Origin of the sequence: Enterobacter sp. A103 (genome assembly GCF_034427535.1) — a bacterium.
In the GTDB taxonomy this organism is placed as follows: Bacteria; Pseudomonadota; Gammaproteobacteria; order Enterobacterales; family Enterobacteriaceae; genus Enterobacter; species Enterobacter asburiae_B.
The window spans coordinates 577588-600382 of the sequence record NZ_JAXQPQ010000002.1 but is presented as its reverse complement, the minus strand read 5'-3'; the positions used below and the strand labels follow the sequence as shown (position 1 = coordinate 600382).

Below are 22795 nucleotides of genomic sequence, written 5' to 3'. Positions count from 1 at the left end.
AAATATGGATCTTTATAAAGAGTATCCGGCTCATATCGTGTTTTTGCGCCGCGCTTTCGCCGTAGTGGCTGGCGTGCTGGCTCTGCCGGTGATGCTGTTCTGGAAAGATCGTGCACGTTTTTACAGCTATCTGCACCGCGTCTGGGCGAAAACCAGCGAGAAGCCGGTGTGGATGGATCAGGCCGAGAAAGCGACCTGCGATTTCTACTGATACTAAGACTACACATAGCAATAAAAAAAACCGCCACATTACTGTTGGCGGTTTTTTTGTCCCTCGGGATTCGCGGTCCGTTGGGTGGCTTCAGGCCTTCGTCAGAGGTTACAGACATATATTTAGCCCTCTTTCTTGCCAGGTGACGCTGCGCTTACCCGGCCTACACAGTGCAAAGATATCTAGTATTGCATGTTTCATTATAGGCCCGTGCAAGCGTAGCGCCGCCGGGCGAAACGCACATCAAATACTTTGTTAGCAGTCTGTAAGGCCGCCCTGACGGCCTTTTTTATTTCATCCCGTCTACACTTCATGGCAAAGTAGTTCAATGCATGCTTTTTCCTTTTACGGCATGCCCTTACGGACATAATGGATAATTGCCTGGAGTTTTATGCCCACCCATCTGGTTTGGTTTCGCGCGGACCTGCGCGTACATGACAACATCGCCCTTGCGGCAGCCTGCCGCGCCAAAGACGCTAACGTACTGGCCCTGTTTATGGCCACGCCCGAGCAGTGGCGGCAGCACGATATGGCCCCCCGGCAGGCGGCTTTGCTCCGGGCGTATCTGAACGATCTGCAGCACTCGCTTGCCGGGAAAGGCATACCGCTTCTCTATAAAGAAGTGGGTGATTTTGCCGCACAGCTTCAGACGGTGCAGGAGACATGTAAGCAGCACAACGTCACGCATCTTTTTTACAACTATCAGTACGAATTCAACGAACAGCAGCGCGACCGTCAGCTGGAGAAGATGCTGGAAGGGGTGGTCTGTGAAGGGTTTGATGACAGCGTGATGCTAGCACCGGGCAGCGTGATGACCGGCAACCACGAGATGTATAAAGTTTTTACGCCGTTTAAAAATGCCTTTATCAAACGTCTGAAAGAGGCGCTGCCGGAGTGCGTTGCCGCGCCTGCCGTGCGAGGCGAAGCCATAAAGGATCTGCCTGAGCTGACGTTTGATTACCCTCAGCAGCCGTTTGATGAAACGCTGTTCCCCGCCGATGAGAAAGCGGCCATCGCCCAACTGCGCCAGTTCTGCAAGCAGGACGCAGCCAGTTACGACGCGCGTCGGGATTTTCCCGCCATCGAGGGTACCAGCCGCCTGTCGGCCTGTCTGGCGCTGGGCGCGATCTCACCGCGCCAGTGTTTGCATCGTCTGCTGGCGGAGCAGCCGCAGGCGCTGGAGGGGGGCGCAGGGTCCGTCTGGCTGAATGAACTCATCTGGCGCGAGTTCTACCGCCATCTGATGACGTATCACCCTGATTTATGTAAACATCGGCCCTTCATTGGCTGGACCGATAATGTAAAGTGGCAATCGAATGATAAGCAGCTTAAAGCCTGGCAAAGCGGGCAGACGGGTTACCCGATAGTCGATGCCGCCATGCGTCAGCTTAACGAGACGGGGTGGATGCATAACCGCCTGCGGATGATTACCGCCAGCTTTCTGGTGAAGGATCTGCTTATCGACTGGCGTATCGGAGAGCGCTATTTTATCTCTCAGCTGATCGATGGCGATCTCGCAGCGAATAACGGCGGCTGGCAGTGGGCAGCCTCTACCGGCACCGATGCCGCGCCCTATTTCCGGATTTTCAATCCGACCACGCAGGGGCAAAAATTTGATGCGGACGGCGAGTTTATCCGCCGCTGGGTTCCTGAACTTAACGGAATACCTGCTAAAGCGATCCACGAACCGTGGGCATGGGCGGATAAACAACGTGTAAAGCTGGATTACCCTCGTCCGATTGTCGACCATAAACAGGCGCGTGTCGCCACGCTGGCGGCGTACGAAGCTGCCCGCAAAGCATAAGAGAGTGATGATGAAAAACAGCGAACTGGAAAGCCTGATTAACGAAAAACTGAACAGTACCTCCTTCAGCGATTACGGCCCGAACGGGCTCCAGGTTGAAGGTCGTGAGACGGTGCAAAAAATTATCACCGGCGTGACGGCAAGCCAGGCGCTGCTGGACGAGGCCGTTCGTCAGAACGCCGACGCGGTGATTGTTCATCACGGTTACTTCTGGAAAAACGAATCGCCGATTATTCGCGGGATGAAGCGCAATCGTCTGAAAACGCTGCTGGCTAATGACATCAACCTGTACGGCTATCATCTGCCGCTGGATGCGCACCCGGAGCTCGGCAACAACGTCCAGCTGGCGCAGCTACTGGGGATTACCGTGATGGGTGAAATTGAGCCGCTGGTGCCGTGGGGCGAGCTGGCGATGCCGGTTCCAGGGCTGGAGCTGGCATCATGGATTGAAGCGCGCCTGGGCCGTCGTCCGCTGTGGAGCGGTGATACCGGTCCGGATACGGTGAAGCGTGTCGCATGGTGTACCGGTGGCGGTCAGGGCTTTATCGACAGCGCCGCGCGTTTCGGCGTCGATGCTTTTATCACCGGCGAAGTTTCCGAGCAGACCATTCATTCGGCGCGTGAACAGGGGCTGCATTTTTACGCGGCTGGCCATCACGCCACCGAGCGCGGCGGCATTCGCGCCCTCAGCGAGTGGCTGACGGAAAATACCGATCTGGATGTGACCTTTATTGATATCCCTAACCCAGCCTGACGAGAGGTAGTTAAGTGCAGCGAGCGCGTTGTTATCTTCTGGGTGAAACCGCCGTGGTTCTGGAGCTTGAACCACCGGTGACGCTTGCCACGCAAAAGCGTATCTGGCGGCTGACCCAGCGTCTGGCCGAACTACCGGAGGTGGTTGAAGCCATTCCGGGGATGAATAACATCACCGTGGTGCTGCGTAGCCCGCATACCCTGGCGCTGGATGCCATTGAGCGTTTGCAGCGCTGGTGGGAAGAGAGCGAGGCGCTGGAGCCGGAATCGCGCGCCATTGAGATCTCGGTCGTTTATGGCGGTACGGGTGGGCCGGATCTTGGCGTGGTGGCAGACCACTGCGGATTAACCGAAAAGCAGGTTGTTGAGCTGCACAGCTCGGTTGACTACGTGGTCTGGTTCCTGGGGTTTCAGCCCGGATTCCCGTATCTGGGCGGGTTATCTCCCCGGCTGCATACGCCACGCCGTGCCGAGCCGCGCCTGAGCGTCCCGGCGGGAACGGTGGCTATCGGCGGCGAGCAGACCGGCGTTTATCCGCTGACATCGCCTGGCGGCTGGCAGCTTATTGGGCATACCGCTACACCGTTATTTGAACCCGGGCTGGAGACGCCAATACTCCTGCGTCCCGGCGATACCCTTCGCTTTATCCCGCAGAAGGAGGGGGTATGTTAACGCTTATTCGCGCCGGGCTTTACACCTCCGTACAGGATGCCGGGCGCTTTGGTCTTCGCCAGTCGGGCGTGAGCTACTGCGGTGCGCTTGACCGTCCTTCGCTGGAGATTGCCAACCTGCTTGTGGGCAACCCAGGCAGCACGGCGGCGCTAGAAATTACGCTGGGTCAGTGTGTGATTGAGTTTGGTCAGGAGACCTGGTTTGCCTTAACCGGCGCAGGGTGTGATGCGACGCTGGATGGCAAAGCGGTGTGGACCGGCTGGCGGCTGCGGGCGAAAGCCGGGCAGCGCCTGACGCTCAAACGTCCGCTGCACGGCGTGCGTAGCTATCTCGCGGTGGCTGGCGGCATCGACGTGCCGGAGGTATTGGGTTCATCCAGTACCGATCAAAAAGCCGGGATCGGCGGTCACGAAGGGCGTTTGTTGCGCGACGGCGATCGGCTGGCAATCAAAGCCTCCGCGCGCCATTTCTCGACCACGCAGGGCGTAAAACAGCTGCTGTGGGGAAACCAGATCCGTGCCTTACCGGGGCCGGAATATCATGAGTTTGACGAGGCTTCTAAAGAGTCCTTCTGGCGCGCGCCGTGGAAGATCAGCCCGCAGAGTAACCGCATGGGCTACCGCCTGCAGGGTCAGCCGCTGACCCGCACGACGGATCGGGAACTGCTCTCCCACGGTTTATTGCCGGGGGTTATTCAGGTGCCGGGGAACGGTCAGCCCATCGTGTTAATGAACGATGCGCAAACTACCGGCGGTTATCCGCGCATTGCCTGCATCATTGAAGCGGATCGCTACCATCTGGCGCAAATTCCCCTCGGTCAGCCGATTCACTTCGTGCAATGTTCGCTGGAGGAGGCGCTGAAAGCGCGGCAGGATCGGCAGCGTTATCTCGAACAGCTGGCGTGGAGGCTTGATGGTAAAGATTGATTTGAACGCCGATCTGGGGGAGGGAAGCAGCGCTGATGCGGAACTGATGACCCTGGTCACCTCGGTCAATATAGCCTGCGGCTTTCACGCTGGCGATGCGCAAACCATGCTGGAGAGCGTGCGTAATGCCATTGAAAACGGCGTCGCGATTGGGGCTCACCCCAGCTTTCCCGATCGGGAAAACTTTGGCCGCACGGCGATGGATCTGCCCCCTGCGACGGTCTATGCGCAGGTGCTCTACCAGATCGGCGCGCTGGAGGCGATGGTGCGCGCCCAGAACGGCGTGATGCGCCACGTGAAGCCGCACGGCATGCTTTACAACCAGGCGGCGAAAGATGCGGATCTGGCGGACGCCATTGCCCGCGCGGTGTGGGACTGCAGCCCGCAGCTGATCCTTGTGGGTCTGGCGGGCAGCGAGCTGATTCGCGCCGGACAACGGCTGGGGCTGACCACGCGTCAGGAAGTGTTTGCCGATCGGGGATACCAGCCGGACGGCAGCCTGGTGCCGAGGACGCAGGCCGGGGCGCTGATTACCGATGAAGGCAAAGCGCTGGCGCAGACGCTGGAGATGGTGCGCGCCGGGCGGGTGACCGCCGTGGATGGAACAGCGGCAAACGTTCAGGCCGATACGGTATGTTTACACGGCGACGGCGAGCATGCGCTCCAGTTCGCGCGCCGCTTGCGGGCAGCGTTTTCTGAAGAGGGTATCCTCGTCAGCGCCGAATAATGACGATAAGGACACAAAAATGCCTGAAGGTCCGGAGATCCGCCGCGCGGCGGATAGCCTGGAGGCGGCGATAAAGGGCAAACCCCTGACGGATGTCTGGTTTGCTTTTCCTCAACTGAAACCGTTTGAATCACAGCTGGTGGGCCAGACGGTGACCCATATTGAAACGCGTGGCAAGGCCTTGCTCACGCACTTTTCACATAACCTGACGTTATATAGCCATAACCAGCTTTACGGCGTCTGGCGCGTGGTGGAGGCGGACGAGCAGCCGCAAACCACCCGCGTGCTGCGCGTCAGGCTGCAAACGGCGGATAAGGCGATCCTGCTCTATAGCGCGTCGGATATCGAAATGTTAACGCCGGAGCAGCTGCTGACGCACCCGTTCCTGCAGCGGGTCGGGCCTGACGTGCTGGACATGCGCCTGACGGCAAGCGACGTGAAGGCCCGACTGCTATCCCCTAAATTCCGCAACCGGCAGTTTTCCGGGTTATTGCTCGATCAGGCTTTTCTGGCTGGCTTAGGCAACTATTTGCGGGTTGAAATCTTATGGGAAGTCGGGCTGGCGCCGCAGCATAAAGCGTCTCAGCTGAGCGATGAACAGCTGGAGGCGTTATCCCACGCGCTGCTGGATATTCCGCGGCTGTCGTACAACACGCGCGGCGTGGCGGATGAGAACACGCATCACGGGGCGCTGTTCCGGTTCAAGGTGTTTCATCGGGCGGGGAAAAAGTGCGAGCGATGCGGCGGGATTATTGACAGGATTATGCTTTCTTCGAGACCCTTTTACTGGTGCCCGCACTGCCAGAAATAAAAGTAAAACGGTAACTCAGGGGTTACCGTTTTTAAGGTGTTCACCCTCTCCCTGTGGGAGAGGGCCGGGGTGAGGGCATCAGGCCGCACCCAACTCCTGTTAGCGCTTAATATCAGACTTAAAATCACGCTGCTCGTAGCCGGTATACAGCTGACGAGGACGGGCGATTTTCATGCCTTCGCTGTGCATTTCGTTCCAGTGCGCAATCCAGCCTACGGTACGGGCCATGGCGAAGATCACGGTGAACATGGAAGACGGAATGCCCATCGCTTTCAGAATAATGCCAGAGTAGAAATCGACGTTCGGGTAGAGTTTCTTCTCGATGAAGTACGGGTCGTTCAGAGCGATGTGTTCCAGCTCCATCGCCACTTCCAGCAGGTCATCTTTGGTACCCAGCTCTTTCAGCACTTCGTGGCAGGTCTCACGCATGACGGTGGCGCGCGGGTCGTAGTTTTTGTAAACACGGTGACCGAAGCCCATCAGGCGGAAGGAGTCATTCTTGTCTTTCGCACGACGCACGAACTCAGGAATGTGCTCAACGGTGCTGATCTCTTCCAGCATCTTCAGTGCTGCTTCGTTCGCGCCACCGTGCGCCGGTCCCCACAGGGAGGCGATGCCCGCAGCGATACAGGCGAACGGGTTTGCGCCCGAAGAGCCCGCGGTACGGACGGTAGAGGTAGAGGCGTTTTGTTCGTGGTCAGCGTGCAGGATCAGAATACGGTCCATCGCGCGTTCCAGCACCGGGTTCACTTCGTACTCTTCGCACGGCGTGGAGAACATCATGCGCAGGAAGTTACCCGCGTAGGAGAGGTCGTTGCGCGGATACACAAACGGCTGGCCGATGGAGTATTTGTAACACATCGCCGCCATGGTAGGCATTTTGGACAGCAGGCGGAACGCCGCGATATCGCGGTGACGCGGATTATTCACGTCAAGGGAGTCGTGGTAGAACGCCGCCAGCGCACCGGTAATCCCGCACATCACCGCCATCGGGTGAGAGTCACGGCGGAACGCATGGAACAGACGGGTAATCTGCTCATGGATCATGGTGTGACGGGTCACGGTGGTTTTGAATTCATCGTACTGTGCCTGCGTCGGTTTTTCGCCGTTCAGCAGGATGTAGCACACTTCCAGATAGTTGGATTCGGTGGCTAACTGATCGATGGGGAAGCCGCGATGGAGCAGGATACCTTCGTCACCGTCAATGTAGGTGATTTTGGATTCGCAAGATGCGGTAGAGGTAAATCCAGGGTCAAAGGTGAACACACCTTTAGAACCCAGCGTACGGATATCAATAACATCCTGACCGAGCGTGCCTTTTAGCACATCCAGTTCAATAGCAGTGTCACCATTTAGGGTGAGCGTTGCCTTTGTATCAGCCATTTACGGTCTCCTTAGCGCCTTATGCTTAAGACTGCGCTTTACCGGATTTGCTTTCAGCTGTTAATCACCGTTACCAGATTGTTATTTGGCTTACCGCTCAGCTCACGAGGACAAACCAGGGTACAGAGCTATGGCGCCTTGCAGGTAAACGAATGAAATATCAGTGAAACAACAGCAAATCAGCGTTTTTGCAGTCCGAATTATTCAAACCTGTATATCACTAATAACTGTCCTGATAACTTCGGTCAATACCATCACACTGTTACATAACTATTTGTCAGGTGAAAGAGAGACCTCATAACTTTTGCGCATTATATGCCTTTTCTGATGACGTTTGTAACAATATTGTTTAACATTTGTCAAATCAGATGATTAAAAATTAAAAATATGTTGTTATCGTGACCCTGATCACTGTTCCAGAGAAAACCCGACAAACTGTATGTAGGTTAATTGTAATGATTTTGTGAACGGCCTATACTGCCGCCAGGTCTCCGGAACACCCTGCAATCCCGAGCCACCCAGCGTTGTAACGTGTCGTTTAAGCATCTGGAAGCAGTGTTTTGCATGACGCGCAGTTATAGAAAAGGAACGCTGCTTGACCCGCATCGCAGTCCGGAGGAAGGAAACAATAAGAACAGCATGTGGGCGTTATTCATGATAAGAAATGTGAAAAAACAAAGACCTGTCAATCTGGATCTCAAAACGATCCGGTTCCCTGTAACAGCAATAGCGTCCATTCTGCACCGTGTTTCTGGTGTGATTACGTTTGTGGCGGTCGGTATTTTGCTGTGGTTACTGGGCACCAGCCTCTCTTCCCCTGAAGGATTCCTCCAGGCCTCCGCCATCATGAACAGCTTCTTCGTGAAATTTATCATGTGGGGCATTCTGACCGCGCTGGCGTACCACGTCGTCGTGGGTGTTCGCCATATGCTGATGGACTTTGGCTACCTGGAAGAGACTTTCGAAGCCGGGAAACGCTCCGCTAACATTTCATTTGTGATTACTGTCGTGCTTTCACTTCTCGCAGGAGTTCTCGTATGGTAAGCAACGCCTCCGCATTAGGACGCAACGGCGTACATGACTTCATTCTGGTCCGTGCTACCGCCATCGTTCTCACTCTTTACATCATCTATATGATCGGTTTCTTCGCGACCAGCGGCACGCTGACGTGGGAAATCTGGAGTGGGTTCTTCGGATCCGCCTTCACCAAAGTGTTCACCCTGCTGGCTCTGTTCTCCATCCTTATTCATGCCTGGATTGGCATGTGGCAGGTGTTGACCGATTACGTTAAACCGCTGGCGATTCGCCTCCCACTGCAGCTGGCCATTGTTGTTGCACTGGTGGTTTACGTTATTTATGGATTCGTTGTGGTGTGGGGTGTGTAATGAAACTGCCAGTCAGAGAATTTGATGCTGTTGTAATTGGTGCCGGTGGCGCAGGTATGCGTGCCGCACTGCAAATTTCCCAGAGCGGCCAGACCTGTGCGCTGCTCTCTAAAGTTTTCCCGACCCGTTCCCACACTGTGTCTGCGCAGGGCGGTATCACCGTTGCGCTGGGCAACTCCCATGAAGATAACTGGGAATGGCACATGTACGACACGGTAAAAGGTTCCGACTACATCGGCGACCAGGATGCCATCGAATATATGTGTAAAACCGGCCCGGAAGCGATTCTGGAGCTGGACCACATGGGTCTGCCGTTCTCCCGTCTGGAAAATGGCACCATCTATCAGCGTCCGTTTGGCGGCCAGTCGAAAAACTTCGGCGGCGAGCAGGCGGCACGTACCGCGGCGGCGGCTGACCGTACCGGTCACGCACTGCTGCACACCCTGTATCAGCAGAACCTGAAAAACCATACCACCATCTTCTCCGAGTGGTACGCGCTGGATCTGGTGAAAAACGCCGATGGCGCAATCGTCGGCTGTACCGCGCTGTGCATCGAAACCGGTGAAGTGGTTTACTTCAAAGCCCGCGCTACCGTGCTGGCTACCGGCGGCGCAGGCCGTATCTATCAGTCCACCACCAACGCCCACATCAATACCGGTGACGGTGTCGGTATGGCTATCCGCGCGGGCGTGCCGGTGCAGGATATGGAGATGTGGCAGTTCCACCCAACCGGTATCGCCGGTGCGGGCGTTCTGGTAACAGAAGGCTGCCGCGGTGAAGGTGGTTACCTGCTGAACAAGCACGGCGAGCGCTTCATGGAGCGTTATGCCCCGAATGCGAAAGACCTGGCGGGTCGTGACGTGGTGGCGCGTTCCATCATGATCGAAATCCGTGAAGGCCGCGGCTGTGACGGCCCATGGGGTCCACACGCGAAGCTGAAGCTCGACCACCTGGGTAAAGAAGTTCTGGAGTCCCGTCTGCCGGGCATCCTGGAGCTGTCCCGCACCTTCGCACACGTCGACCCGGTGAAAGAGCCGATTCCGGTTATCCCAACCTGCCACTACATGATGGGCGGTATTCCGACCAAAGTGACCGGTCAGGCGCTGACCGTAAACGAGCAGGGCGAAGACGTGGTCATTCCTGGCCTGTTCGCGGTAGGCGAAATTGCCTGCGTATCCGTACACGGTGCAAACCGTCTGGGCGGCAACTCCCTGCTGGACCTGGTGGTGTTTGGTCGTGCAGTCGGTCTGCATCTGCAGGAATCCATTGCCGAGCAGGGCGCGCTGCGTGACGCAACCGACGACGAAATTGATGCCTCTCTTGAGCGCCTCAACCGCTGGAACGGTAACCGTAACGGCGAAGATCCGGTGGAAATCCGTAAAGCGCTGCAGGAATGCATGCAGCACAACTTCTCGGTATTCCGCGAAGGCGACGCGATGGCCAAAGGTCTTGAGCAGCTGAAAGCTATCCGCGAGCGTCTGAAAAATGCCCGTCTGGACGACACCTCCAGCGAATTCAACACCCAGCGCGTTGAGTGCCTGGAGCTGGATAACCTGATGGAAACCGCGTTCGCGACGGCGATGTCGGCAAACTTCCGTACCGAAAGCCGTGGCGCGCATAGCCGCTTCGACTTCCCGGATCGTGATGACGAAAACTGGCTGTGCCATTCCCTGTATCTGCCAGAGTCGGAATCCATGACGCGTCGTAGCGTCAACATGGAACCGAAACTGCGTCCGGCGTTCCCGCCGAAGATTCGTACTTACTAATGCGGAGACAGGATAATGAAACTCGAATTCTCAGTTTATCGTTATAACCCGGATGTTGATGACGCTCCGCGTATGCAGGACTACACCCTGGAAGCGGAAGAAGGTCGCGACATGATGCTGCTGGATGCCTTAATCCAGCTGAAAGAAAAAGATCCTACGCTGTCGTTCCGCCGCTCCTGCCGTGAAGGGGTTTGTGGCTCTGACGGTGTGAACATGAACGGCAAAAATGGCCTGGCCTGCATCACGCCAATTTCAGCGTTGCAGCGTCCTGGTCAGAAAATTGTTATCCGTCCTCTGCCAGGCCTGCCGGTCGTGCGTGATTTGGTGGTAGACATGGGGCAATTCTATGCACAATATGAGAAGATTAAGCCTTACTTATTGAATAATGGGCAAAATCCACCCGCTCGCGAGCACTTACAGTCTCCTGAGCAGCGTGAAAAACTCGATGGGTTGTACGAGTGTATTCTCTGCGCATGCTGTTCAACGTCCTGCCCTTCGTTCTGGTGGAACCCGGACAAGTTTATCGGCCCGGCCGGTCTGCTGGCTGCCTATCGCTTCCTGATCGATAGCCGCGACACCGAAACCGACAGCCGTCTGGAAGGGCTGAGTGACGCTTTCAGCGTATTCCGCTGCCATAGCATCATGAACTGCGTCAGTGTGTGTCCGAAGGGGCTGAACCCGACGCGCGCCATCGGCCATATTAAGTCGATGCTGCTGCAGCGCAGTGCGTAAGTAGTGAGAGGGGAGCGCTGTTCCCCTCACCCTAACCCTCTCCCAAAGGGAGAGGGAACAGATTGCAGAAACCTTTAAAAACTGCCAGATAAGTAAATAATCGAGACGTTCAGCGCGAGACAAGGCGCGGTTGAACGAATCCCAGGAGCATAGTGAACTATGTGACTGGGGTGAGTGAAAGCCGCAACGCAGTCGCAGCCGGAACGACGAAGATTATTTAGACAGTTTCTAAAGGTTCCTTCGCGGGCCAAAGTAAAAGAGCTCGCAGGTGAACCCCGGCACGTACACGGTGTGTGCGTGGTAGTTTCTACGGCGAAAGTAAGCATAAAAATGCTTAAGGGATCACGATGCAGAACGGCGCAATGAAAGCCTGGCTGGACTCTTCTTTCCTTTCTGGTGCGAACCAGAGCTGGATTGAACAGCTCTATGAAGACTTCTTAACCGATCCTGACTCAGTGGACGCAAACTGGCGTTCCATGTTCCAGCAGTTGCCTGGCACAGGGGTCAAACCGGATCAATTCCATTCCAAAACACGTGATTATTTCCGTCGTCTGGCGAAGGATGCCTCACGTTACTCTTCTGCGATTTCCGACCCTGACACTAATGCGAAGCAGGTTAAAGTCCTGCAGCTTATCAACGCTTATCGCTTCCGCGGTCACCAGCATGCGAATCTCGATCCGCTGGGACTGTGGCAGCAAGACCGTGTGGCCGATCTCGATCCGGCGTATCACGATCTGACCGAGGCCGATTTCCAGGAAAGCTTTAACGTAGGTTCCTTTGCCATCGGCAAAGACACGATGAAGCTGGGCGATCTGATTGACGCGCTCAAGCAAACCTACTGCGGCTCCATCGGCGCGGAATACATGCACATTACCTCTACCGAAGAGAAACGCTGGATCCAGCAGCGCATCGAATCCGTAGCGGGCCACGCGACCTTCTCGGCTGACGAGAAAAAACGCTTCCTGAACGAACTGACCGCAGCGGAAGGGCTTGAGCGCTATCTGGGCGCGAAATTCCCGGGTGCAAAACGCTTCTCGCTGGAAGGCGGCGACGCGCTGGTGCCGATGCTCAAAGAGCTGATTCGTCACGCAGGCAAGAGCGGCACCCGTGAAGTGGTACTGGGCATGGCGCACCGTGGTCGTCTGAACGTGCTGGTCAACGTGCTGGGTAAAAAACCGCAGGACCTGTTCGACGAATTCGCGGGCAAACATAAAGAACACCTCGGCACCGGCGACGTGAAGTACCACATGGGCTTCTCGTCGGATATCGAAACCGAAGGCGGTCTGGTTCACCTGGCGCTGGCGTTTAACCCGTCACACCTGGAAATCGTTAGCCCGGTGGTTATCGGTTCCGTGCGTGCGCGTCTGGATCGTCTGGACGAACCGAGCAGCAATAAAGTGCTGCCAATTACCATCCACGGCGATGCGGCGGTAACAGGGCAGGGCGTGGTTCAGGAAACCCTGAACATGTCGAAAGCGCGTGGTTACGAAGTGGGCGGTACCGTTCGCATCGTGATCAACAACCAGGTGGGCTTTACCACCTCTAACCCGCTGGACGCGCGTTCTACCCCATACTGCACCGACATCGGTAAGATGGTGCAGGCGCCAATCTTCCACGTTAACGCGGATGACCCGGAAGCCGTTGCTTTCGTTACCCGTCTGGCGCTGGATTTCCGTAATACCTTTAAACGCGATGTATTCATTGACCTCTTCTGCTACCGCCGTCACGGCCACAACGAAGCGGACGAGCCAAGTGCAACCCAGCCGTTGATGTATCAGAAAATCAAAAAACACCCGACCCCGCGCAAAATCTATGCTGACAAGCTGGAGAGCGACAAAGTGACGACGCTGGAAGATGCGACCGAAATGGTCAACCTCTACCGCGACGCGCTGGATGCGGGTGAATGCGTGGTGAAAGAACTGCGCCCGATGAACATGCACTCCTTTACCTGGTCGCCGTACCTCAACCACGAGTGGGATGAGAGCTACCCGAACAAGGTTGAGATGAAGCGCCTGCAGGAGCTGGCTAAACGCATCAGCACCGTACCGGACGCTATCGAGATGCAGTCTCGCGTGGCGAAAATTTACGCTGACCGTCAGTCCATGGCGGCAGGCGAGAAGCTGTTCGACTGGGGCGGCGCGGAAACGCTGGCTTACGCAACGCTGGTTGACGAAGGCATTCCTGTTCGTCTGTCCGGTGAAGATGCGGGCCGTGGGACCTTCTTCCACCGTCACGCGGTTGTTCACAACCAGTCCAACGGTTCAACCTACACCCCGCTGCAGCACGTGCACAACGGTCAGGGCCAGTTCAAGGTCTGGGACTCCGTGCTGTCTGAAGAAGCGGTTCTGGCCTTCGAATACGGTTATGCCACCGCTGAACCACGCACCCTGACCATCTGGGAAGCGCAGTTCGGTGACTTCGCCAACGGCGCGCAGGTGGTTATCGACCAGTTCATCTCCTCCGGCGAGCAGAAGTGGGGCCGCATGTGTGGCCTGGTGATGCTGCTGCCGCACGGTTATGAAGGTCAGGGTCCGGAGCACTCCTCCGCGCGTCTGGAACGTTATCTGCAGCTCTGCGCCGAGCAGAATATGCAGGTCTGCGTACCGTCCACCCCGGCTCAGGTCTACCACATGCTGCGTCGTCAGGCGCTGCGCGGTATGCGCCGTCCGCTGGTGGTGATGTCGCCGAAATCCCTGCTGCGTCACCCGCTGGCGGTGTCGAGCCTGGAAGAACTGGCGAACGGAACCTTCCTGCCAGCCATCGGTGAAATTGACGAGCTGGATCCGCAGGGCGTGAAGCGCGTGGTGATGTGTTCTGGTAAGGTTTATTACGACCTGCTGGAACAGCGCCGCAAGAACGATCAGAAAGATGTCGCCATCGTGCGTATCGAACAGCTTTATCCGTTCCCGCATCAGGCGATGCAGGAAGTGCTGAAACAATATGCTCACGTACATGATTTTGTCTGGTGCCAGGAAGAGCCGCTCAACCAGGGCGCATGGTACTGCAGCCAGCATCATTTCCGTGAAGTGATTCCATTTGGGTCAGCCCTGCGTTATGCAGGTCGCCCGGCCTCCGCCTCTCCGGCGGTAGGGTATATGTCCGTTCACCAGAAGCAGCAACAAGATCTGGTCAATGACGCGCTGAACGTCGATTAATTAAAGGATACAAAATGAGTAGCGTAGATATTCTTGTTCCCGACCTGCCTGAATCCGTAGCAGATGCGACCGTCGCTACCTGGCACAAAAAACCAGGCGATGCCGTTAAGCGCGATGAAGTGCTGGTAGAAATCGAAACTGACAAAGTGGTACTGGAAGTACCGGCTTCGGCGGATGGCGTTCTGGACGCGGTGCTGGAAGATGAAGGCACCACCGTAACCTCTCGTCAGATCCTGGGTCGCCTGCGTGAAGGCAACAGCGCGGGCAAAGAGTCCAGCGCGAAATCTGAAGAGAAAGCCTCTACGCCGGCTCAGCGCCAGCAGGCTTCTCTGGAAGAACAGTCTAACGACGCCCTCAGCCCGGCGATCCGTCGCCTGCTGGCTGAACACAGCCTTGACCCGGCAGCCATCAAAGGCACCGGTGTGGGCGGTCGTCTGACCCGCGAAGACATCGACAAACACCTTGCGAAAGCGCCAGCTCAGGCAGAAGCGAAAGCCCCTGCGGCAGCACCAGCAGCACAGCCTGCTCTGGGTGCCCGCAGCGAAAAACGCGTGCCAATGACTCGCCTGCGCAAGCGCGTGGCCGAGCGTCTGCTGGAAGCGAAAAACTCCACCGCGATGCTGACCACCTTCAACGAAGTGAACATGAAGCCAATCATGGACCTGCGCAAGCAGTACGGTGACGCGTTTGAAAAACGTCACGGTATCCGTCTGGGCTTTATGTCCTTCTACGTTAAGGCGGTAGTTGAAGCGCTGAAACGCTACCCGGAAGTGAACGCGTCTATCGATGGCGATGACGTGGTTTACCACAACTATTTCGACGTCAGCATGGCGGTTTCTACTCCACGCGGCCTGGTCACCCCGGTTCTGCGTGATGTAGATACCCTGGGTATGGCTGACATCGAGAAAAACATTAAAGAGCTGGCTGTAAAAGGCCGCGACGGCAAGCTGACCGTAGACGACCTGACCGGCGGTAACTTCACCATTACCAACGGCGGCGTATTCGGCTCGCTGATGTCTACCCCGATCATTAACCCGCCGCAGAGCGCGATCCTGGGTATGCATGCCATTAAAGATCGCCCTATGGCGGTAGACGGTAAAGTTGAGATCCTGCCGATGATGTACCTGGCGCTCTCGTACGATCACCGCCTGATCGACGGCCGCGAGTCCGTGGGCTTCCTGGTCGCGATTAAAGAGCTGCTGGAAGATCCAACCCGTCTGCTGCTGGACGTCTAGTTTTGCAGTCTTGCCCGGCGGCGTATGGCTGCCGGGCCAATAAAAGCACGACCTAACGATTACCTGAAGGATGGATAGAACACATGAACTTACATGAATATCAGGCCAAACAGCTGTTTGCCCGGTATGGCTTACCGGCTCCGGTGGGTTATGCCTGTACTACCCCGCGTGAAGCAGAAGAAGCCGCATCTAAAATCGGTTCCGGCCCTTGGGTAGTTAAGTGTCAGGTTCACGCTGGTGGCCGTGGTAAAGCGGGCGGTGTGAAGGTTGTTAAGAGCAAAGAAGAGATTCGTGCGTTTGCTGAACATTGGCTCGGCAAGCGTCTGGTAACGTACCAGACAGATGCGAACGGCCAGCCGGTTAACCAGATCCTGGTTGAAGCGGCGACCGACATCGCGAAAGAACTGTACCTGGGCGCGGTTGTTGACCGTAGCTCCCGTCGCGTGGTGTTCATGGCGTCTACCGAAGGCGGCGTGGAAATCGAAAAAGTGGCGGAAGAAACCCCGCACCTGATCCACAAAGTGGCAATCGATCCGCTGGCGGGCCCGATGCCTTACCAGGGTCGCGAGCTGGCGTTCAAACTGGGCCTGGAAGGCAAGCTGGTTCAGCAGTTCACCAAGATCTTCATGGGTCTGGCGAACATCTTCCTGGAGCGCGACCTGGCGCTGATCGAGATCAACCCGCTGGTGATCACCACCCAGGGCGACCTGATCTGCCTCGACGGCAAGCTGGGCGCTGACGGCAACGCGCTGTTCCGCCAGTCCGATCTGCGCGAAATGCGCGACCAGTCTCAGGAAGATCCGCGTGAAGCGCAGGCTGCACAGTGGGAGCTGAACTACGTGGCGCTGGACGGCAACATCGGCTGCATGGTTAACGGTGCGGGCCTGGCAATGGGCACCATGGACATCGTTAAGCTGCACGGCGGTGAGCCAGCAAACTTCCTCGACGTAGGCGGTGGCGCAACCAAAGAGCGCGTAACCGAAGCGTTCAAAATCATCCTCTCTGACGACAACGTGAAGGCCGTTCTGGTTAACATCTTCGGCGGCATCGTTCGTTGCGACCTGATCGCCGACGGTATCATCGGTGCGGTAGAAGAAGTGGGTGTTAACGTTCCGGTGGTTGTGCGTCTGGAAGGTAACAACGCTGAACTCGGCGCGAAAAAACTGGCTGACAGCGGCCTGAATATTATTGCAGCGAAAAGTCTGACGGATGCAGCTCAGCAGGTTGTTGCCGCAGTGGAGGGGAAATAATGTCAGTTTTAATTAATAAAGATACCAAGGTTATCTGCCAGGGCTTCACCGGTAGCCAGGGGACTTTCCACTCCGAACAGGCGATTGCCTACGGCACGCAGATGGTTGGCGGCGTAACGCCAGGTAAAGGCGGCACCACGCATCTGGGCCTGCCGGTATTCAACACCGTGCGTGAAGCCGTAGAAGCGACGGGCGCAACCGCGACCGTGATCTACGTTCCGGCACCGTTCTGCAAAGACTCCATTCTGGAAGCGATCGACGCAGGCATCAAGCTGATCATCACCATCACTGAAGGCATCCCGACGCTGGATATGCTGACCGTGAAGGTGAAGCTGGATGAAGCAGGCGTGCGCATGATCGGCCCGAACTGCCCTGGCGTTATCACCCCGGGCGAATGCAAAATCGGCATCATGCCGGGCCACATTCACAAGCCGGGTAAAGTGGGCATCGTGTCCCGTTCCGGTACGCTGACCTATGAAGCCGTTAAGCAGACTACCGATTACGGCTTCGGCCAGTCCACCTGCGTGGGCATCGGCGGTGACCCAATTCCGGGCTCTAACTTCATCGACATCCTGAAGCTGTTCCAGGAAGATCCACAGACCGAAGCGATCGTGATGATCGGTGAGATCGGTGGTAGCGCGGAAGAAGAAGCCGCTGCTTACATCAAAGAACACGTGACCAAGCCAGTAGTCGGTTACATCGCGGGTGTGACCGCGCCGAAAGGCAAGCGTATGGGTCACGCAGGCGCGATCATCGCCGGTGGTAAGGGTACGGCTGATGAGAAATTCGCAGCGCTGGAAGCCGCAGGCGTGAAAACCGTTCGCAGCCTGGCGGATATCGGCGAAGCACTGAAATCCATCATTAAGTAAGTCCTCTCTGCTCCCCGAAAGGGGGGCGTTGAAGTATAAAAATGTCCGTTTCGACATGGTTGGCCGCTGTAAAGCGGCCTTTTTTATTGCCTGCCGGGCGTCATGCAATAGTCACTAAATGGTGTTAATTAGAGAGGGGGATAAAAGTAAAATAATTGTTATTTATTTACCTTAAAGAGAGCGGATGGAAAAAAACGAAAAACGCACTAAAATTTATGTCCTGAATAAATTAGGCATTCGGGCTTCTGAGTTAATAAAAATCACTTCTGTTTATATTCATCAATCGACTTGATAACCTTAATTGTATTTTATATACATATCTTTAACATGGTTTTTACTATGTTCACCGCATCAAAACACATTTAACACAACGGATTGTTTTTGATTTAAATCAATGTTTAATACTTGGAAAAACCCATCAAAAGGCGGTAAATTGTCCCCGATCAAAATGGCCGAAAAGTGGTAATTTTGCTATAAATTGATCGCCGTCGAAAAACGTAAATGTGATTCAATAAAAACCTGTTTATTGTAAGGGTTTTGCAGCGTATTATATTTGCGGGATCAATTTGAGTTTTTTATTAACGTATTTGTAACCTCACGTCATCGTTTTTATCCTCCTTCAGGGTAATAACGACGACAAGGATGCGAATAATTTGTATTGGGGCATGCGTGTGGATCTCTCTCTGACGGGGTTCACTCTCGGAGTCTTCATGCGATGAGCAAGGAGTCATGATGTTAGATATAGTCGAACTGTCGCGCTTACAGTTTGCCTTGACCGCGATGTACCACTTCCTGTTTGTGCCACTGACGCTCGGTATGGCGTTCCTGCTGGCCATTATGGAAACGGTATACGTTCTCTCCGGCAAACAGATTTATAAAGATATGACCAAGTTCTGGGGCAAGTTGTTTGGTATCAACTTCGCGCTGGGCGTGGCAACCGGTTTGACCATGGAGTTCCAGTTCGGGACTAACTGGTCTTACTATTCCCACTATGTAGGGGATATCTTCGGTGCGCCGCTGGCCATTGAAGGTCTGATGGCATTCTTCCTCGAATCCACCTTTGTAGGTCTGTTCTTCTTCGGCTGGGATCGTCTGGGTAAAGTCCAGCATATGGCGGTGACCTGGCTGGTGGCATTAGGTTCGAACCTGTCCGCGCTGTGGATCCTGGTGGCGAACGGCTGGATGCAGAACCCTATCGCGTCTGATTTCAACTTCGAAACCATGCGTATGGAGATGGTCAGCTTTGCCGAGCTGGTCCTGAACCCGGTTGCGCAGGTTAAATTCGTTCACACCGTCGCCTCTGGCTACGTGTGCGGCGCGATGTTTGTACTGGGCATCAGTTCTTACTACATGCTGCGCGGTCGTGACTTCGCGTTTGCTAAGCGCTCCTTTGCTATCGCTGCAAGCTTCGGTATGGCTGCTATCCTCTCTGTTATCGTTCTGGGTGATGAATCCGGTTACGAAATGGGTGACGTGCAGAAAACCAAACTGGCCGCCATCGAAGCCGAATGGGAAACCCAACCGGCGCCTGCTGCCTTTACGCTGTTCGGTATTCCGGATCAGGACGCGCAGGAAAACCGCTTCGCCATTCAGATCCCTTATGCGCTGGGTATCATCGCCACCCGTTCTGTTGATAAGCAGGTGACCGGTCTGAAAGAGCTGATGGTTCAGCACGAAGAGCGTATCCGTAACGGTATGAAAGCTTACTCGCTGCTGGAACAGCTGCGTGCCGGTTCTACCGACCAGGCCGTTCGCGACCAGTTCAACAACGTGAAGAAAGATCTGGGTTACGGTTTGCTGCTGAAGCGTTATACCCCGAACGTTTCTGATGCGACAGAAGCGCAGATCCAGATGGCAACCAAAGACTCGATTCCACGCGTTGCGCCACTGTACTTCGCATTCCGTATCATGGTGGGCTGCGGCATCATCATGCTGCTGATCATTGCGGCGTCCTTCTGGTCCGTGATTCGCAACCGCATCGGCGAGAAAAAATGGCTGCTGCGCACCGCGCTGTACGGTATTCCACTGCCGTGGATCGCTATCGAATCCGGCTGGTTTGTTGCGGAGTACGGCCGTCAGCCATGGGCGATTGGTGAGGTACTGCCAACGGCGGTAGCGAACTCGTCCCTGACAGCGGGCGACCTGATCTTCTCCATGCTGCTGATTTGTGGTCTGTACACCCTGTTCCTGGTGGCTGAACTGTTCCTGATGTTCAAGTTCGCGCGCCTTGGCCCAAGCAGCCTGAAAACCGGTCGCTATCACTACGAGCAGTCCACTGTGACTACTCAGCCGGCACGCTAAGACAGGAGTCATCAAATGATCGATTATGAAGTATTGCGTTTTATCTGGTGGCTGTTGATCGGCGTTCTGCTGATCGGTTTCGCCGTCACGGATGGTTTCGACATGGGGGTGGGGATGCTCACCCGTTTCCTCGGTCGTAATGACACCGAGCGTCGAATCATGATCAACTCCATCGCCCCTCACTGGGACGGTAACCAGGTGTGGCTGATCACCGCAGGCGGCGCGCTGTTCGCTGCCTGGCCGATGGTCTACGCGGCTGCGTTCTCCGGCTTCTACGTGGCGATGATTCTGGTGCTGGCCTCTTTATTCTTCCGTCCGGTTGGTTTCGACTACCGTTCCAAGATTGAAGACACCCGCTGGCGCAACATGTGGGACTGGGGCATCTTCATCGGTAGCTTCGTTCCACCGCTGGTGATCGGCGTGGCGTTCGGTAACCTGCTTCAGGGCGTACCGTTCCACCTGGACGAATACATGCGTCTTTACTACACCGGTAACTTCTTCCAGCTGCTGAATCCGTTTGGTCTGCTGGCCGGCGTGGTGAGCGTGGCGATGATCATCACTCAGGGCGCAACCTATCTGCAGATGCGTACGGTTGGTGAACTGCACCTGCGTTCTCGCGCGACGGCTCAGGTCGCTGCGCTGGTGACGCTGGTCTGCTTTGCACTGGCCGGCGTATGGGTGGTGTACGGCATCGATGGCTACGTGGTGACGTCTGCAATCAACCATACTGCGCCGTCTAATCCGCTGACCAAAGAAGTGGCGCGTCAGGCTGGCGCATGGCTGGTGAACTTTAACAATACCCCTGCGCTGTGGGCTATCCCGGCTCTGGGCGTATTGCTGCCGCTGCTGACCATGTTGACGTCTCGTCTGGAGAAAGGCGCGCTGGCGTTCGTGTTCTCTTCGCTGACCCTGGCGTGCATCATCCTGACATCGGGTATCGCGATGTTCCCATTCGTCATGCCATCCAGCACCATGCTGAATGCTAGCCTGACCATGTGGGACGCAACGTCCAGCCATATGACGCTGAACCTGATGACGTATGTTGCCTGCGTGTTCGTTCCGATTGTTCTGGCCTACACCATCTGGTGTTACTGGAAAATGTTCGGTCGCATCACTAAAGAACATATCGAAAGCAACACCCACTCTATGTACTAAGTAAGGAGCTGAATATGTGGTATTTCGCATGGATTTTAGGGACGCTTCTTGCCTGTGCATTTGGTGTCATCACTGCCCTGGCGCTTGAGCACGTCGAAGCGACCAAAGCGGGTGAAGAAAAACACTGATGAATATTATCGCGACGCTTTACGCGGTAATGGACAAGCGCCCGTTACGGGCGCTTTCTTTAGTGATGGCATTACTGCTGGCAGGTTGTATCTTCTGGGACCCTTCGCGCTTTGCAGCGAAAACCAGCGAGCTTGAAATCTGGCACGGCTTCCTCATTATGTGGGCGGTGTGTGCAGGTGTGATCCACGGCGTGGGCTTTCGTCCGAAAGCCGTTCACTGGCAGGGAATTTTTTGCCCGCTGATTGCCGATCTGGTGCTTCTCGCCGGTTTGATTTTCTTCTTCTTCTGAATAAGAAATGTCCGTTAACGTTATGGGCTTACCCGAGCCCATAAAAATTTACTCTCCGTTTACTTTCTCCCATTCCCAACCCTCTTTCCCGCGCGTATAGTAGCGAAGTTTAAAAGCATTAACTTTTGTTGCATTACCGGGATGTAAAGTGAATACAACGCTGTTTCGATGGCCGGTTCGTGTCTATTACGAAGATACCGATGCCGGTGGTGTGGTTTACCACGCCAGCTACGTTGCTTTTTATGAACGGGCACGCACAGAGATGCTGCGCCATCATCACTTTAGTCAACAGGTGCTGTTGGCTGAGCGAGTTGCCTTCGTGGTACGCAAGATGACGCTTGAGTATTTTGCGCCTGCCAGACTCGACGATATGCTCGAAGTCCAAACTGAAATTACATCAATGCGCGGGACCTCACTGGTTTTCACGCAGCGGATAGTCAACGCAGAGAATACCGTACTGAACTCAGCTGAAGTGCTGATTGTTTGTGTTGATCCAACCATAATGAAGCCTCGTGCGCTTCCTAAGTCTATTGTCGCGGAGTTTAAGCAGTGACTGACATGAATATCCTTGATTTGTTCCTGAAGGCAAGCCTTCTGGTTAAACTTATCATGTTGATTTTGATTGGTTTTTCAATCGCATCCTGGGCCATCATCATCCAGAGAACGCGTATCCTCAATGCCGCTGGCCGTGAAGCTGAAGCGTTTGAAGATAAGTTCTGGTCGGGTATTGAGCTTTCTCGTCTTTATCAGGAAAGCCAGGGACGCCGTGAAAACCTTACAGGCTCCGAGCAAATTTTTTATAGCGGTTTCAAAGAGTTTGCTCGTCTGCATCGTGCAAACAATCATGCGCCGGAAGCGGTTGTAGAAGGTGCCTCGCGTGCGATGCGTATCTCTATGAACCGTGAGCTTGAAAATCTCGAAACGCATATTCCATTCCTCGGCACTGTCGGTTCCATCAGCCCGTATATCGGCCTGTTTGGTACCGTGTGGGGGATCATGCACGCCTTTATCGCGCTGGGCGCGGTGAAGCAGGCGACGTTGCAGATGGTTGCACCGGGTATCGCTGAAGCACTGATTGCGACCGCTATCGGTCTGTTTGCGGCAATTCCTGCGGTTATGGCTTACAACCGTCTGAACCAGCGCGTGAACAAACTGGAACTGAACTACGACAACTTTATGGAAGAGTTCACTGCGATTCTGCACCGTCAGGCGTTTACCAGCACCGAGAGCAACAAGGGGTAA

22 protein-coding genes are annotated in these 22795 nt (G+C 55.4%); 21 read left to right on the top strand and 1 reads right to left on the bottom strand.

The genetic code is table 11. From position 1 onward, the window contains the following. Positions 1-4 precede the first annotated feature (4 nt). From SPH27_RS08470 to nei, 7 genes are all read left to right on the top strand, one after another. Positions 5-211: a YbfA family protein gene (locus tag SPH27_RS08470; RefSeq protein WP_023310781.1), complete on the top strand. Its 207-nt coding sequence runs from the start codon at positions 5-7 to the stop codon at positions 209-211. Positions 212-602: 391 nt separating this feature from the next. Continuing rightward, on the top strand, positions 603-2015 hold the full coding sequence (phrB, locus tag SPH27_RS08465; protein ID WP_182071389.1) for a deoxyribodipyrimidine photo-lyase: 1413 nt from the start codon (positions 603-605) through the stop codon (positions 2013-2015). 10 nt (positions 2016-2025) lie between these two features. Continuing rightward, entirely contained in the window at positions 2026-2769 is a 744-nt protein-coding gene (locus SPH27_RS08460) for a type 2 GTP cyclohydrolase I (RefSeq protein ID WP_023310783.1), read from the top strand. A gap of 14 nt (positions 2770-2783) precedes the next feature. Next, complete coding sequence (gene pxpB / locus SPH27_RS08455) at positions 2784-3440, top strand: 5-oxoprolinase subunit PxpB (RefSeq protein ID WP_182071390.1); 657 nt, start codon at positions 2784-2786, stop codon at positions 3438-3440. After that, positions 3434-4366 (top strand): 5-oxoprolinase subunit PxpC, encoded by a 933-nt coding sequence (gene pxpC / locus SPH27_RS08450; RefSeq protein WP_045887707.1) that lies wholly within the window; start codon positions 3434-3436, stop codon positions 4364-4366. The genes pxpB and pxpC overlap by 7 nt, the downstream gene beginning before the upstream one ends. Beyond that, the gene (pxpA, locus tag SPH27_RS08445) at positions 4353-5093 is read left to right on the top strand and encodes a 5-oxoprolinase subunit PxpA (protein WP_182071391.1); all 741 of its coding nucleotides are present in this window, start codon (positions 4353-4355) and stop codon (positions 5091-5093) included. The genes pxpC and pxpA overlap by 14 nt, the downstream gene beginning before the upstream one ends. A gap of 19 nt (positions 5094-5112) precedes the next feature. After that, positions 5113-5904 (top strand): endonuclease VIII, encoded by a 792-nt coding sequence (gene nei / locus SPH27_RS08440; protein ID WP_182071392.1) that lies wholly within the window; start codon positions 5113-5115, stop codon positions 5902-5904. A 99-nt stretch (positions 5905-6003) separates the two neighbouring features. On the opposite strand, the gene SPH27_RS08435 is transcribed toward nei, so the two are convergent. After that, positions 6004-7287 (bottom strand): citrate synthase, encoded by a 1284-nt coding sequence (locus tag SPH27_RS08435; RefSeq protein ID WP_023334930.1) that lies wholly within the window; start codon positions 7285-7287, stop codon positions 6004-6006. Positions 7288-7926: 639 nt separating this feature from the next. Here SPH27_RS08435 and sdhC point away from each other — a divergent pair. From sdhC to tolQ, 14 genes are all read left to right on the top strand, one after another. Continuing rightward, positions 7927-8331, top strand: a complete 405-nt coding sequence (sdhC, locus tag SPH27_RS08430) for a succinate dehydrogenase cytochrome b556 subunit (protein WP_020684965.1) — start codon at positions 7927-7929, stop codon at positions 8329-8331. After that, positions 8325-8672 carry a succinate dehydrogenase membrane anchor subunit gene (gene sdhD / locus SPH27_RS08425; RefSeq protein WP_008501088.1) on the top strand — a complete coding sequence of 116 codons (348 nt, stop codon included), beginning with the start codon at positions 8325-8327 and terminating at the stop codon, positions 8670-8672. Before sdhC ends, sdhD begins: the two co-directional genes overlap by 7 nt. Further along, positions 8672-10438 (top strand): succinate dehydrogenase flavoprotein subunit, encoded by a 1767-nt coding sequence (sdhA, locus tag SPH27_RS08420; RefSeq protein WP_023310789.1) that lies wholly within the window; start codon positions 8672-8674, stop codon positions 10436-10438. The genes sdhD and sdhA overlap by 1 nt, the downstream gene beginning before the upstream one ends. Positions 10439-10453: 15 nt before the next feature. Continuing rightward, positions 10454-11170: a succinate dehydrogenase iron-sulfur subunit SdhB gene (gene sdhB, locus SPH27_RS08415; protein ID WP_008501090.1), complete on the top strand. Its 717-nt coding sequence runs from the start codon at positions 10454-10456 to the stop codon at positions 11168-11170. A 347-nt stretch (positions 11171-11517) separates the two neighbouring features. After that, positions 11518-14325, top strand: a complete 2808-nt coding sequence (sucA, locus tag SPH27_RS08410) for a 2-oxoglutarate dehydrogenase E1 component (protein WP_033144953.1) — start codon at positions 11518-11520, stop codon at positions 14323-14325. A 14-nt stretch (positions 14326-14339) separates the two neighbouring features. Beyond that, positions 14340-15560: a 2-oxoglutarate dehydrogenase complex dihydrolipoyllysine-residue succinyltransferase gene (odhB, locus tag SPH27_RS08405; RefSeq protein WP_008501093.1), complete on the top strand. Its 1221-nt coding sequence runs from the start codon at positions 14340-14342 to the stop codon at positions 15558-15560. 83 nt (positions 15561-15643) lie between these two features. After that, positions 15644-16810 carry an ADP-forming succinate--CoA ligase subunit beta gene (gene sucC / locus SPH27_RS08400; RefSeq protein ID WP_023310791.1) on the top strand — a complete coding sequence of 389 codons (1167 nt, stop codon included), beginning with the start codon at positions 15644-15646 and terminating at the stop codon, positions 16808-16810. Continuing rightward, positions 16810-17679, top strand: a complete 870-nt coding sequence (gene sucD, locus SPH27_RS08395) for a succinate--CoA ligase subunit alpha (protein ID WP_008501094.1) — start codon at positions 16810-16812, stop codon at positions 17677-17679. The genes sucC and sucD overlap by 1 nt, the downstream gene beginning before the upstream one ends. Before the next feature lie 732 nt (positions 17680-18411). After that, positions 18412-19980 (top strand): cytochrome ubiquinol oxidase subunit I, encoded by a 1569-nt coding sequence (cydA, locus tag SPH27_RS08390; RefSeq protein ID WP_182071454.1) that lies wholly within the window; start codon positions 18412-18414, stop codon positions 19978-19980. A 15-nt stretch (positions 19981-19995) separates the two neighbouring features. After that, positions 19996-21135: a cytochrome d ubiquinol oxidase subunit II gene (cydB, locus tag SPH27_RS08385; protein ID WP_182071393.1), complete on the top strand. Its 1140-nt coding sequence runs from the start codon at positions 19996-19998 to the stop codon at positions 21133-21135. A 14-nt stretch (positions 21136-21149) separates the two neighbouring features. After that, positions 21150-21263, top strand: a complete 114-nt coding sequence (gene cydX, locus SPH27_RS08380) for a cytochrome bd-I oxidase subunit CydX (protein ID WP_003858598.1) — start codon at positions 21150-21152, stop codon at positions 21261-21263. Further along, positions 21263-21553: a cyd operon protein YbgE gene (ybgE, locus tag SPH27_RS08375; protein WP_010428735.1), complete on the top strand. Its 291-nt coding sequence runs from the start codon at positions 21263-21265 to the stop codon at positions 21551-21553. Before cydX ends, ybgE begins: the two co-directional genes overlap by 1 nt. Positions 21554-21701: 148 nt before the next feature. Then, positions 21702-22106: a tol-pal system-associated acyl-CoA thioesterase gene (gene ybgC / locus SPH27_RS08370; protein ID WP_003858593.1), complete on the top strand. Its 405-nt coding sequence runs from the start codon at positions 21702-21704 to the stop codon at positions 22104-22106. After that, positions 22103-22795 carry a Tol-Pal system protein TolQ gene (gene tolQ, locus SPH27_RS08365; RefSeq protein ID WP_008501101.1) on the top strand — a complete coding sequence of 231 codons (693 nt, stop codon included), beginning with the start codon at positions 22103-22105 and terminating at the stop codon, positions 22793-22795. The genes ybgC and tolQ overlap by 4 nt, the downstream gene beginning before the upstream one ends.

What these genes read in the sequence shown, in the direction of transcription:
- SPH27_RS08470 (WP_023310781.1), top strand. Translation starts at nt 5, where the DNA reads ATGGATCTTTATAAAGAGTATCCGGCTCATATCGTGTTTTTGCGCCGC.
- nei (WP_182071392.1), top strand. Translation starts at nt 5,113, where the DNA reads ATGCCTGAAGGTCCGGAGATCCGCCGCGCGGCGGATAGCCTGGAGGCG.
- SPH27_RS08435 (WP_023334930.1), bottom strand. Translation starts at nt 7,287, where the DNA reads ATGGCTGATACAAAGGCAACGCTCACCCTAAATGGTGACACTGCTATT.
- cydX (WP_003858598.1), top strand. Translation starts at nt 21,150, where the DNA reads ATGTGGTATTTCGCATGGATTTTAGGGACGCTTCTTGCCTGTGCATTT.
- sucD (WP_008501094.1), top strand. Translation starts at nt 16,810, where the DNA reads ATGTCAGTTTTAATTAATAAAGATACCAAGGTTATCTGCCAGGGCTTC.
- sdhD (WP_008501088.1), top strand. Translation starts at nt 8,325, where the DNA reads ATGGTAAGCAACGCCTCCGCATTAGGACGCAACGGCGTACATGACTTC.
- sdhB (WP_008501090.1), top strand. Translation starts at nt 10,454, where the DNA reads ATGAAACTCGAATTCTCAGTTTATCGTTATAACCCGGATGTTGATGAC.
- cydB (WP_182071393.1), top strand. Translation starts at nt 19,996, where the DNA reads ATGATCGATTATGAAGTATTGCGTTTTATCTGGTGGCTGTTGATCGGC.
- odhB (WP_008501093.1), top strand. Translation starts at nt 14,340, where the DNA reads ATGAGTAGCGTAGATATTCTTGTTCCCGACCTGCCTGAATCCGTAGCA.
- pxpC (WP_045887707.1), top strand. Translation starts at nt 3,434, where the DNA reads ATGTTAACGCTTATTCGCGCCGGGCTTTACACCTCCGTACAGGATGCC.
- sdhC (WP_020684965.1), top strand. Translation starts at nt 7,927, where the DNA reads ATGTGGGCGTTATTCATGATAAGAAATGTGAAAAAACAAAGACCTGTC.
- sucC (WP_023310791.1), top strand. Translation starts at nt 15,644, where the DNA reads ATGAACTTACATGAATATCAGGCCAAACAGCTGTTTGCCCGGTATGGC.
- phrB (WP_182071389.1), top strand. Translation starts at nt 603, where the DNA reads ATGCCCACCCATCTGGTTTGGTTTCGCGCGGACCTGCGCGTACATGAC.
- cydA (WP_182071454.1), top strand. Translation starts at nt 18,412, where the DNA reads ATGTTAGATATAGTCGAACTGTCGCGCTTACAGTTTGCCTTGACCGCG.
- SPH27_RS08460 (WP_023310783.1), top strand. Translation starts at nt 2,026, where the DNA reads ATGAAAAACAGCGAACTGGAAAGCCTGATTAACGAAAAACTGAACAGT.
- sdhA (WP_023310789.1), top strand. Translation starts at nt 8,672, where the DNA reads ATGAAACTGCCAGTCAGAGAATTTGATGCTGTTGTAATTGGTGCCGGT.
- sucA (WP_033144953.1), top strand. Translation starts at nt 11,518, where the DNA reads ATGCAGAACGGCGCAATGAAAGCCTGGCTGGACTCTTCTTTCCTTTCT.
- ybgE (WP_010428735.1), top strand. Translation starts at nt 21,263, where the DNA reads ATGAATATTATCGCGACGCTTTACGCGGTAATGGACAAGCGCCCGTTA.
- pxpA (WP_182071391.1), top strand. Translation starts at nt 4,353, where the DNA reads ATGGTAAAGATTGATTTGAACGCCGATCTGGGGGAGGGAAGCAGCGCT.